The 12,276-nt window shown below is 39.3% G+C and carries 13 protein-coding genes; 12 read left to right on the forward strand and 1 reads right to left on the reverse strand.

Annotation, left to right across the window (positions count from 1 at the left end):
* Window positions 1-4: 4 nt before the first annotated feature.
* Window positions 5-1,066 (reverse strand): HD-GYP domain-containing protein, encoded by a 1,062-nt coding sequence (locus tag G590_RS19135; protein ID WP_022765608.1) that lies wholly within the window; start codon window positions 1,064-1,066, stop codon window positions 5-7.
* 137 nt (window positions 1,067-1,203) lie between these two features.
* Between G590_RS19135 and G590_RS0110435 the strand changes: the two genes are divergently transcribed.
* The 12 genes from G590_RS0110435 (at window position 1,204) to G590_RS0110490 (ending at window position 12,271) form a co-directional block, all read left to right on the forward strand.
* Window positions 1,204-1,542 carry a hypothetical protein gene (locus tag G590_RS0110435; protein ID WP_022765609.1) on the forward strand — a complete coding sequence of 113 codons (339 nt, stop codon included), beginning with the start codon at window positions 1,204-1,206 and terminating at the stop codon, window positions 1,540-1,542.
* A 16-nt stretch (window positions 1,543-1,558) separates the two neighbouring features.
* On the forward strand, window positions 1,559-2,512 hold the full coding sequence (locus G590_RS0110440; RefSeq protein ID WP_022765610.1) for a DUF2953 domain-containing protein: 954 nt from the start codon (window positions 1,559-1,561) through the stop codon (window positions 2,510-2,512).
* A 22-nt stretch (window positions 2,513-2,534) separates the two neighbouring features.
* Complete coding sequence (locus G590_RS0110445) at window positions 2,535-2,933, forward strand: GerW family sporulation protein (protein ID WP_022765611.1); 399 nt, start codon at window positions 2,535-2,537, stop codon at window positions 2,931-2,933.
* A 27-nt stretch (window positions 2,934-2,960) separates the two neighbouring features.
* Window positions 2,961-3,491: a hypothetical protein gene (locus G590_RS0110450; RefSeq protein WP_022765612.1), complete on the forward strand. Its 531-nt coding sequence runs from the start codon at window positions 2,961-2,963 to the stop codon at window positions 3,489-3,491.
* A gap of 224 nt (window positions 3,492-3,715) precedes the next feature.
* Entirely contained in the window at window positions 3,716-4,792 is a 1,077-nt protein-coding gene (recA, locus tag G590_RS0110455; protein WP_022765613.1) for a recombinase RecA, read from the forward strand.
* A 94-nt stretch (window positions 4,793-4,886) separates the two neighbouring features.
* Window positions 4,887-5,501, forward strand: coding sequence for a regulatory protein RecX (locus G590_RS0110460; RefSeq protein ID WP_022765614.1), 615 nt, complete (start codon window positions 4,887-4,889; stop codon window positions 5,499-5,501).
* A 326-nt stretch (window positions 5,502-5,827) separates the two neighbouring features.
* Window positions 5,828-6,928, forward strand: a complete 1,101-nt coding sequence (locus G590_RS20625; RefSeq protein WP_022765615.1) for a glycosyltransferase family 2 protein — start codon at window positions 5,828-5,830, stop codon at window positions 6,926-6,928.
* 31 nt (window positions 6,929-6,959) lie between these two features.
* Window positions 6,960-8,453 (forward strand): ArnT family glycosyltransferase, encoded by a 1,494-nt coding sequence (locus G590_RS0110470; RefSeq protein ID WP_155828750.1) that lies wholly within the window; start codon window positions 6,960-6,962, stop codon window positions 8,451-8,453.
* Between the two features lie 32 nt (window positions 8,454-8,485).
* Entirely contained in the window at window positions 8,486-9,535 is a 1,050-nt protein-coding gene (locus tag G590_RS0110475) for an acyltransferase family protein (protein ID WP_022765617.1), read from the forward strand.
* A complete protein-coding gene (locus G590_RS0110480) occupies window positions 9,532-11,187 on the forward strand; it encodes an AMP-binding protein (RefSeq protein ID WP_022765618.1) in 1,656 nt (551 codons plus the stop codon). Before G590_RS0110475 ends, G590_RS0110480 begins: the two co-directional genes overlap by 4 nt.
* A gap of 14 nt (window positions 11,188-11,201) precedes the next feature.
* On the forward strand, window positions 11,202-11,432 hold the full coding sequence (locus G590_RS0110485) for an acyl carrier protein (RefSeq protein WP_022765619.1): 231 nt from the start codon (window positions 11,202-11,204) through the stop codon (window positions 11,430-11,432).
* Window positions 11,432-12,271, forward strand: a complete 840-nt coding sequence (locus tag G590_RS0110490; protein ID WP_022765620.1) for an ABC transporter permease — start codon at window positions 11,432-11,434, stop codon at window positions 12,269-12,271. Before G590_RS0110485 ends, G590_RS0110490 begins: the two co-directional genes overlap by 1 nt.
* Window positions 12,272-12,276 lie beyond the last annotated feature (5 nt).

Here is a 12,276-nt window from a genome sequence, read left to right on the forward strand (position 1 = left end):
CTGATCAGAAAACAGATACTATAGACAACTGTTTGCTGGTAGAAAGGTCTATAAGTGAATTGTCGTTCATTTTGATGAGAGGGCGTGAGAGCGCCTTCTCATTTATTAATATGACTTCGCCTATCTGACCGTTGTTTAGCTGTACGTTAAAGCCAAGCTGTGAGTTGGCAATGTGAGACAGGATTGCTTTGATTGCAGCGAAATCGTATTTAACAAAGCCTTCGTTTTCATAATTGGCTATGATCTGGAAGGGGTTGAGCTTCTGACGATAGGATCTGGGAGAAGTCATGGCCTCATAGGTATCGATTATGGCTATATATTTGGCAAAGCGATCAATCTCATTAGCCTCAAGTGCCTTGGGGTAACCAGATCCGTCGCATCTCTCGTGGTGCTGGAGTGTTGCATTTAAAATATGCTCATCAAATGAGCCATAGCTCTTTAAAAAATCGTAGCCTATGGTCGTATGTCGCATGACAAGTCTGTATTCTTCTGAAGTTAATCGCTCAGGCTTCCAGAGTATCTGATAAGGAATACTCAGCTTGCCGATATCATAAACAAAAGCGCAGTTAATAAGCAGATTGATGTCATCGTTGGACAGACCAAGCCATGTACCGAACACTCCGGCTATGAGGGCAGAGTTCAGACAGTGAGCATGGGTCATGTCGTCTTCGCCCGGAAGCATGTTGTACAGGTAGTCAAGGAGAAGTTCTCCGCTCTTGGCGCAGACTATGATGTTGCGGTAAACCTCCATTAGCTGGTTAAGGTTGATGGGGGTTCTGTTTGTGACCGCACTGACTACCAGATTCTTGTATACAGGGAAATAAATCTTATATGTGGATTCGAAGGCCTTAAAACCTTCGCTGAGACGAACTTTCTCGAAATGTGTGGTTGCAAAGTCCACATCTTCCTTGACGGGGACAACCATGATGGATTGTCTTGCAAGTTTTTCGATGATTGTATCATTTATTTTTGTGTTTTTGGTGACAATGATCTCGTTCTTGTAATTTAGGACATCCTCAGCTACAACCATACCGGGTTTTAGCTCCATCCTCGCAACAGACTTCATATAACTCCTCCGATAAATGAAGTGTAAACAGAATTTAAAAATCGAAATCAATATGATAATATAAGTATATCTGTTTATAAGACGACATTCAATTTGTTTTTATGCAGAGTAACGATATTTGGGAGATGTTTTGGGGTATGAGGAAAAGAGGCTTTTGCCGATTTTATAAGAATCTCTACTGGGGAGATTCTGTCAAGAAGCATTCGCAGGTGAAGTGGAAACTATATCACGGTAGCGGACAGTTCACCATCTATATTGTCAAAAGAGCTGAATCTGACGGTGATCAGCTGGACATAATCCACTGTGCATTCCTACAACAACCATATTACCGAAGTAATCCTGCATATATATATGGAATAGCGGGCAGCCATGACGAGGCGCTGGATATTGTTCTTAAGATAACACAAGAAGCCTTGGAAGCCGGCTATGAGGGAAGATTGTTAGATTACCTCGACAGTCTCGATAAAAATAATTGATCAACCGGAGTGTTTTATGTTGCTTACTGGAGTTCTGACGGTTTTAAAAATAATAGGTATTGTTCTGCTTGTGATACTTGCAGTGATTCTTTTGCTGTTGCTGCTGGTTTTGTTTGTACCGATTTTCTATCGGATTGACGCTAATGTGCCTGAGACAGAGCTGGACAACGGATTCGATATGGAGAAGGTCTTTGCTAAAATATCTTTTTCCTGGCTGTTGTTTGTGATAAGAGGAGGGCTTGAATTTCCCAAGAATAAAGAGTTTACTCTTAAGATTTTCGGGATAAAGGTTCTTCCGAAGAAGGAGAAGCCTCAAAAGGAAGAGAAGGACAAAGGCAAGGAAGAGGCTAAGGACAAAAAAGAGGATAATCAGGCAGAAGATAATCTGACAGAGGATAAGACATCTGAGGAAAAGACAGAAGAATCGACAGAAGAAAAGCCTGAAGATGAAGAATCGGCAGATGATTCAGATGAGGAATCCGAAGAAGAACTTAAGACATTTTTAGATGTTTTATGGAATATTATAGATAAGGTTGACAATATTCTGAAAACACCAATAAATGTGTTTGAAAAAATCCAATATACAATATCTAGAGTTTGTGATAAGATAGATATGATCAAAAGCACACTTGAAAACGATATTTTCAAGAGGGCATTTGCACTGGTCAAGAAGAAACTGATCAAGGTAATAAGGATGATCCTTCCCGATAAATGTGACATAAAATTGTTACTTGGAACCGGAGATCCTGCACTTACCGCAGAGATTATGGGTGGATACGGAGCACTTTATCCATATCTCTACCGAAAGCTTAAATTCGAACCTGATTTTGAACGCAAGGTTGTTATGACAGATGCTCACATAAAAGGGCATATCACAATATTTACGATTGTCTACAGCGCCGCTGTTTGCTACTTCAACAAGGACGTTAAAAAGACAATCAGAAGATTTAAGAAGATAATCAATTCATAATCGATATATTTTGGAGGGGACAATGGCAGATAATAATTTTGGCGGAGTTGTAGAATCATTACTCAGCGGAATGAACTCAGTTATGAGCACTAAGACAGTAATCGGCGAGGCAACCAAGGTGGGGGATACTATCATTCTTCCTCTTGTAGATGTTTCATTTGGGGTTGGGGCAGGCTCAACTTTAGCCGATAAAAAGAATGGAGGATGCGGCGGATTTGGTGCCAAGATGTCACCGAGCGCTGTTCTCGTTATAAAGAACGGTTCAACCAAGCTTGTTAATATCAAGAATCAGGATGCTGTTACCAAGGTTCTTGATCTTGTACCCGATATCATGAACCGTTTCACAGCTAAAAACGAAGGAATCATGGATGATGAAGATGCAGTAAACATTGCTTTTCCTGAGGAAAAAGAGGAGAAGTAATACGTCCACAAGGTAGGGGGATTCCTTATGGAAGAAAAGAGAAATATTGAAGAAATAATTTTAAACGGGACACAGGATGAGCTTTCAGAGCTGCGCCTTTGGCTTTTCAAGGAAAGCGTTCGTTTGGAGAATCAGGAGAGTGCTCTTGCCGAAAAATATGAGGGCCTCTATCGTGATGAGATGGACTTCAAGGAAAGAATGGACAAAGCTGAGAGAAAGCTTGAGAACGCCACCAAGAAGCTCAACAATGATAAGGCTCTGTTTGAGCAGAGACTCAGGATTCTGAACAACGGATTTGATCAGCTCAATTCTGACAAGAAGAAACTTGAGGGCGAGTTTATCAGACTTGAGAGAGAAAAGTCATATCAGAGAGAGGATGAGTTTGACGCTATAGATATGCTCTTTAGAGGTGTAAACAGTCCGCTTACTCTCAAAAAGAGATACAAGGATCTGATGAAGATGTTCCATCCTGACAATGTCAGCGGAGATTCCTATATGGTACAGCTTATCAGTGAAGAATACAGGGCTCGCTGCAGTCATTATGACATGTCAATGTGATACATAAATATGTTTTGACAGTGAAATTTTAATATGATATTATTACCAAGTCATTGCAGAGTCTATGCAATGACTTGTGTGTTTAGTGGGGACTAAACGTCTGGCGTATCTGCCGGAATTTTCATTTTATGTATTATTTTTATTAACAAAACTTATTGACACAATCGAACATCTGTTTTATATTTATATTATCAAGACGAACGGATGTTCTAAAAGGAGGAAGTATGGAAAGAGAAGAAAAACAAAAAGCATTGGAAGCAGCCCTTGGTCAGATTGAGAAGCAGTTCGGAAAAGGCGCTGTTATGAAGCTGGGTGATTCCTCAGATACAATGAACATTGAGACTATCCCGACAGGATCTCTGAGCCTTGATATTGCACTTGGATTGGGCGGAATCCCTAAGGGAAGAATCGTTGAGATCTATGGACCCGAGTCCAGTGGTAAGACAACAGTTACACTTCACATGATCGCTGAAGTTCAGAAGAGGGGCGGTATTGCCGGATTTATTGATGCCGAGCATGCTCTTGACCCTGTATATGCCAAGAATATTGGTGTAGATATTGATAATCTGTATATTTCACAGCCTGATTCAGGTGAGCAGGCTCTTGAGATCACAGAGACTATGGTAAGATCCGGTGCCATTGACATCGTAGTAGTTGACTCAGTTGCAGCTCTTGTTCCCAAGGCTGAGATTGATGGAGATATGGGTGATTCCCATGTGGGTCTTCAGGCAAGACTTATGTCTCAGGCTCTCCGTAAGCTTACAGCTGTTATCAGCAAATCAAACTGCACAGTAGTATTCATCAACCAGCTTCGTGAGAAGGTTGGTGTAATGTTTGGTAATCCTGAGACAACAACCGGTGGTCGTGCACTTAAGTTCTACTCATCAGTTCGTATGGACGTTCGTCGTATCGAAGCTATCAAGCAGAATGGTGAGAACATCGGTAACAGAACAAGAGTTAAGGTTGTTAAGAATAAGATTGCTCCTCCTTTCAAGGAGGCTGAATTCGATATTATGTTCGGTAAGGGAATCTCAATGACCGGTGATGTTCTTGATCTTGCTGCAAACGCTGATATCGTGAACAAGTCAGGTGCTTGGTATCAGTACGAAGGTGAGAAGATCGGACAGGGCCGTGAGAACGCTAAGCTTTATCTTGAGAATAACCCTCAGGTACTTGCTGAGATCGATGCCAAGGTAAGAGCTCACTTCGGCCTTCCTGTAGAGGGTGCTGCAGCAGCCCCTAAGGCTGAGCCCGCAGAGAAGGAACCTGCCAAGAAAGGCAGAGCAGCTAAGGCTGAGTAATATTAGAATGATTTAAAAGACTTAAATCCCCTGATGGCATCATAGCTATCGGGGGATAGTTTTAAGAAGATTCACTGAAATTTGGAGCTTTAGTATGGTTATCACTGAGATTAAAGAACTTGATAAGAAGCGAAGTAAGATCTATATAGACGGTGAGTTTGCATTTGTTCTGTATAAAAGAGAACTGAGAGACTATAGCATAAGAGAAGGTCAGGAACTCACTGAAACCAATTATCAGGATATTATTGATGTAGTCCTTCCTAAGCGCTGTAAGTTGCGTGCTATGAATCTTCTTCAGAAGAAGGATTACACCGAGAAACAACTGCGGGACAAACTTTCAGAAGGGTTATATCCTGGTGACATAATTGATGACGCAATTCATTACGTCAAGGCTTATCATTATCTGGATGATGAGCGTTATGCCAGAGATTATATAACTTATCATATGTCAATAAGATCCAGAAATCGTATTATTCAGGATCTTACAGGCAAAGGTATCAGCAAGGATATCTTTATGCCTATAGTTGAAGAGCTGTATCTAGAAGAGGATGCTGATGTTGAACTGGAGCAGATTCGTAAACTCCTAGCTAAGAAGCATTATGACCCGGAGGAAACAGATTTTAAAGAAAAACAGAAGATAATGGCCTTTCTGATGAGAAGAGGCTTTCAGATGTCTGATATAAGAAGAGCAATGGATATAACTGATTAAAAGGAGAACTGATTCAAATTCTTGGATCAGTTCTTTTTATTAAGCGAAATGATTTGTCATAATATTGATGTATGCTATTACGTACATACATCTTAGGAGAGTTGTATAATACTGGATTATGGAATAATAACGCATCTTGTAAGGAATATTGCACATAGGGGTTTGAGGTAAAAAGCATATTTAATATTGAGGACAGGTTTTTATATGAAAACTTGTCCTTTTTTATTCTGATAATTATAAAATTTTTATTAAATTATGCACTTTTACTTTCGTCCGGAATATGTTAGATTAACTTGATGTATGCAATTTACAAGTGGAGATGAGGTATGAATAAGAAAGTCAGTATAATAATTCCAGCATATAACATTGAAGATTATATAGGGAAATGTCTTGATTCAATTCTTTCTCAGAACATAGATATGAATCTTTTGGAGATCATTGTCGTTGATGACGGATCTTCAGATAAGACCGGAGCTGTAATAGATGAGTATGCATCAAGAAATGCAAATATAAAGCCTATTCATAAGAAGAACGGCGGAGTATCAGCTGCCAGAAACGATGGGATCAAGGCTGCTACAGGCGATTATATCTTTTTCTTTGACGGAGATGATTTTCAGGAAAAAGAGACTTGCAGAGAGCTGGTAGAGATCATAGAAAGAGAATTTGCTGATGCTGTAATCTATGGCTACCACAGATTTAGAGATGGCGAGGTTTTTGAAACTAACTATCCTAAGTTTGATAAGACCGTTTATGAAAGCGACAGTATTATACGAGAAGTAATGCCTGCGTTTATAGGCCTTTCCAATGAGGATGTAAACAACTGGATAGCCGGTAAGCCCGATTCACTCTACGTTGAGAATCCTGCACTTTGGAGGATTCTTGTTAAGCGCAGCATTATTGTAGACAACAACCTCAAATTCGATACAACTCTTAAAGTTGGAGAGGATACCTGCTTTATTTCCGAGTACCTTAGCTGCTGTAACAAGGTCTTTGTACAGCAGAAGTGTTATTACTATCTGGTTACTCGTGAATCATCAGCTATATTCAGGTATGAAAAAGAGCCTCTTTCCAAGCTTGATGGCAAGAAGCGTCTTAATGATGCCAGAGAAAGGCTTGTTGACAGGATAAAGAATAGAAAAGGCGTAGATGTAACAGATACATTTGCCGGAACTATTGTAATGTCAGTGGTTGAGATGGCATTTCTTTTATCCAAGCACAATCCTACAGTATCACGAAAAGACAGATATAAGGGATACAAAACTTTTGTTGATGATAAGAGAGTAAGAAAGCTCATTGATGGCTTTGAGATAGGTCAGGGATCAATGGTCAAGAGGATGCCATTCATCTTCCTTAAGAAGGGATGGTTCCACTTATTGTTCCTTGCGGCAACGATGCTGCATGTCGTTGGATATGAGTTTAAAAGATAAGAAATAACTTTAGAAATGATGTAATTGTACCATGAAGATAAGAGAAACACTTAGCATTTCGATGCTTGCCTTACTGATCGGATTACTGGTAGTATTTTTCGGTCAGTATAAAATGAATTACTATTCTGATGAAATATGGACTTATGGCCTTGCCAATCATTTATCCGGTATCTATCCGGATGTTGAAGAAGGCGTTAAATATTCTGGATATGGACCATTTGAAACTTTTGTTAAAGTAAAGGATAACACCAGATTTAATCCTGTTAATGTATATAAGAATCAGGTACAGGATGTACATCCTCCGCTGTACTATTTTTTAATCAATACTGTGTGCTCGATTTTTCCGGATACATATAGTAAGTGGTATGGAATCGCTGTGAACCTGTTATGGTTGATTCCTATAATTGTTCTGTTGTATAAACTGGGGAAGAAAATAACCAGCAGCCCGGTTGCTGCATTTGGTATCGCGGCTGCTTACGGTACAACCATAATCTTTATGGATACCATGCTTTTTATCAGGATGTATGTGCAGTTCACTTTTTTTGTTATTGCTATTTCATATCTGATCAAGAGATATTGGGATGAGCATCTTGATAAAAGATTTTGCATAGAACTTTCATTGATCCTAATTTTTGGAATGCTGACACATTACTATTTCCTGATATATTTCTTTGGACTGCTTGTAATTTTTGGATTTAAACTACGCGCAGATAAAAAAGCAGATGAACTTAAGAAACTTGTTAAAACAGTGGTTATTTCAGCAGTCATCTACAGCGTTCTGTGGCTGCCTTTTTATGTTCATCTCTTTATCAGACATCGCGGAAGACAAGCATTTTATTATGCGCTTGTACCAAAGAAGATAATACGTGGTCCATTGTATATGCTTTCAGAGCTTAATATATATGCGTTAAATGGATTTGCTGTAATAATCATAATTGTGGCAGCTGTTCTCCTGGTGATCAGGAAAAAGAACAAAGAGAAAGTATTTAGCTATGAAATAGTTATGTTTATTGCAGCTGCTTTTTACACCTTTGTTGTTGGTACAATTGCTCCGTTTATGGATGTCAGATATCTTATGCCGATGGCATGGATATATGTTACATGCACTTATCTGGTAACCAGAAGCCTGGCAGAGCGTATAGTTAAAAAGAATATTATTGATTATGCTATAGTTGCGCTGTTTTTGGCTTTGAATATTATGAATTTCAGCCGCTATGGATGGATCATTCCCGCTGATTACTATGATGAAGAGCTTTTGGCAACCATGAAGAGCATGGAAGGATATGATGCATGCGTATATCTGGACGAGGAATGGAAGCCAATTCTGTTCTTTGAGGAATTACAGCACCCTCGCAGTTATACATTTGTTAATGATGATATAGCAAATGATGTTTTTGATTCTATGGAAGAAGGATACTTCCTGCTTACATGTGTAGAGCCTGAAGCGGAAGAGAAACTGATAGAGAATCTCGATGCTGAGTTGATCTACAGTTATTCCGGCAGAAGCTATTATTTTGTACATTGAATCAGCAGTTTATCTAAAGAGTAAAGGCAAATATGTCAGAGCAAAGGAAAATTAGTATCGGATCATTCAATTTATATATTGGTATTGCGATGGTCTGTGTCGTTCTGGCACATACCATTGGACTGTTTCCTTCAGATTCACTTTCAATAGTCTTCAGGGCTGTCTTTGAAGTGATCACCTATGTAGGGGTTGCAGGTTTTGCCATAATAGCCGGATACAAGCTAAGACTACCCGGTAATCTGAAGAAATACATAATCAGAACTTGTAAAGATTACCTTAAGCTGTATTATGCTTTCGGACTTATAACAGTACTACTTTTTGGTATTATTCATTTTCTGTGTTTTCGATATATACCGGGAACCATTAAAGAAATGGGCCTGATGGCAACAGGTTTTTTGTTTGCCGTATATCCTCCGATCCCAGTGGGAGATGTGACTATATATTCATGTGGACCTTTATACTTTATTGTTGCCTTTATCGTTGCAGAAGTGATAACAGTAACAATTCTTTGTCTTGCTAAGAGGTATAGTGGGATAATAATCGCAATAACCATGCTTTTGGGCAGCGTTCTTATGAATGTTCTTACGGGATGTCCTTTTGCGTTGTCATCAGCCATGTTATTTACAGGCTGTATTTACGCCGGATACCTTCTCAGGGAAAAGAGCTTTTTCGATAAGACAATGAATCCGGTAGCCGTTCTTATTACTACGGTGATAAGCGTAGGTATTTACCTGCTTAAGTATATTCCCGCACTTAAGAATTTTGAGTTTTTGCTTGCTACAATAGCCGGGATATTTGCAGGTACAATCCTGATCAATTACTGTATATTGCTATCAACTAAGAAGAACAGATTTACCTCCTTCATGAAAGAGATTGGAAGAGTAAGCTTCTTTGTATTGGGGGCCCATACTATAGAGTATTTTTCAATCCCATGGTATCTGATTGTTGAGAAGATGACCGGTATGCCCGCAGAACTTGGCGTTTTGGTGATATATAGCATCAGACTGATCATCATATTTGTGATAGTAAAGATCACTGTTCGCATATACAAAAGGATCCTATCAAAGAATAAAAAGAAATGAATGCAGTAAACACATGTTATGAAAAAGTGAATATGTGCGATGAATACAGTACTCTGCGAGACTTTATCCTTGGTAAGGCTGATATATACAGTAAAAAGACTGTATTCCAGTTTTGGGGCAAAGGTAGAGAACTGGTAAACATTACTTACGGTCAGCTGTCAAAGGACATCCACGCCCTTGGAACATATTTACTTAGCCGTGGATACAGGAAACAGCACATAGCCATTATCTCAGAGAATTCCTATGACTGGATACGACTGTTTTTTGCTATTTCCTTCAGCGGAAATATATGTGTGCCGATAGCAAGAGACCTGGGCGGGGCAATTGTGGCGGAAAATCTTAGAAATTCTGATTGTTCTTGCGTATTTTACTCAGAAAAGTGTGTAAAGCTTATTGATTCTATAAATGAGGATCATCCTGATTTAATGAATAATCTTTATCCTATGAATGATATTGGATCATACATAGATGATGGGCAGGAGCTGATAGATTCAGGTGATGAGTCTTTTGCTGAATACAAATGTGAACCAGATGATGTTGCAGCAATCTACTTCACTTCCGGTACAACAGGAAGCCAGAAATGTGTTCAGTTAACTCACGAAAATCTTGCTTTTAATATTTTGGCCGGTAGAGAGAGACTTTCTACTGCGGTACATAGAGATCATACACTTGTAGTTTTGCCGCTTACACATGTGTTTTCTTTTATAGTCATGTGTTATATTTTTCACTATGGTAGATATGGATTTATCTGTTCGGGAATGAAAGCTTTTTTTCCGGATATTAATGAGATAAGGCCAGATATTATAGGCATGGTTCCGCTGTTTATGGAAACTGTGTATAAAGAAGTGAATAATGAACTGAGGTCAAAGGGGAAGCTTAAAGCCTATAAGAGGTTATGTGCTGTTTCAAATGTTTTGCTGAAAGTGCATATTGATCTGAGACCGGTTTTGTTCAAAGAGATAAGAAATAAGTTTGGAGGAAACCTTAGGCAGATCATTGCCGGAGGTGCTCCACTTAGTCAGACCATAATTGATGAGTTCCACAATTGGGGAGTCGATATCGCGCTGGGCTATGGTATTACAGAATGTGCACCGGTTATTGCTGTTTCGGATTATAAAGATTCAATGCCAAATTCTGTAGGTAGGCCCTTTGATGGCCTTGAGGTTATAATAGACACCCCTGATGATAAGGGCATTGGTGAGATATGTGTAAAAGGTCCTGCAGTAATGAAGGGCTACTACAACAATCCGCAGGAAACTGCAAAAGCCCTCGAAGGTGGAATGTTCCACACAGGAGATCTTGGATATCTGAATGATGACGGGTATCTGTTTATCACAGGCAGGATCAAGAACCTTATCATCCTCAGCAACGGAGAGAATATATCACCTGAGCTGATAGAGGGCAGGGTCAGTGAACACACCATTGTAAAAGAGGTGTTGGCATACCAGAAGGATAATCAGATAGTTGCAGAGATCTATCCCAATAAGAGTTTTATAGAGAAGAATAATATAGCGAACGATAAGGAGCAGATTTCCGACATTATAAATGCTGTAAATAAATCACTTCCTCCCTATGCACGAATTGGAGAGATAGTGATAAGAAATGAAGAGTTTAAAAAGAATTCATCTAAGAAGATAATCAGAAACCAGTAAAAGGAGAATTTAAAATGCTGGATAAGATAATAGATATTTTGTCAGGCTACAGTGAATGCGATAAGTCAGAGATAACCAGGGACTCATCACTTGTAGTTGATCTGGGACTTACATCACTGGATGTACTTAAGATCGTCATGAATCTTGAAGAAGAATTTGGAATTGAATTTGATGAGGATGAAGTAGCAGAAATCACAACTGTTGGAGATTTGGAAGACTGCATTAAGAAACTTCAGGAAGACTAATGGACAAGAAATGGACAACTGTCATAGATGATGACAGTAAAAAGAGAATATCGATTCGTGAGCTGTCAGAGTATAGATACATGATATATATGCTCTTTAAGAGAAATTATAAGCTCATTTATCAGCAGACTCTTTTGGGACCATTATGGCTCGTACTGGGACCTGTTTTTTCTTCAGGAATCTTTTCTCTTATCTTCGGATATATAGGCAGGTTTGATTCTGACGGGATTCCTTATTTCCTGTTCAGTATTACAGCCAACATACTATGGATCACATTTCAGGGATGTGTGAACAAGAATGCTAATATATTTCAGGATAATGCGTATCTGTACGGTAAGGTATATTTTCCAAGACTTGCAGTTCCGCTGGCAAACATGTTTTACGCTCTGATGAGCTTTGTGGTCAGGCTTCTTGTGTGCGCCTTCGTATGGCTCTTTTACCTTAAAAGGGGACAGGCACAGTTTACCGGAATGGCACTGGCCTTCGCACTTATATGCCCGGTCCTGGTCACAGTTCTTGGAACTTCGATCGGAATGCTGATCTCATCGCTTTCTGTAAAGTATAGGGATCTGGCTAAGGGAACAGGTTTTATAGTACAGCTTTTCCTTTACACAAGCCCTGTAATATACTCGACTGCTCAGATACCTGAAAAGATAAGATTTCTCTTTTACATAAATCCTCTTACGGGATTTATAGAGTGTTTCAGATATGGATTTACAGGAGCAGGAAAGCTGAATATCAGTAGTTTCGTGGTTAGCCTGATAACGACTGTAGTCATTACTGTGATATCTGTGGTGGTATATGAGAGAATCTCCAGGGATGCGGTTGATATTGTCTGACCTTA

Source organism: Butyrivibrio sp. XPD2006 (assembly GCF_000420865.1).
Taxonomy (GTDB): Bacteria; Bacillota; Clostridia; order Lachnospirales; family Lachnospiraceae; genus Butyrivibrio.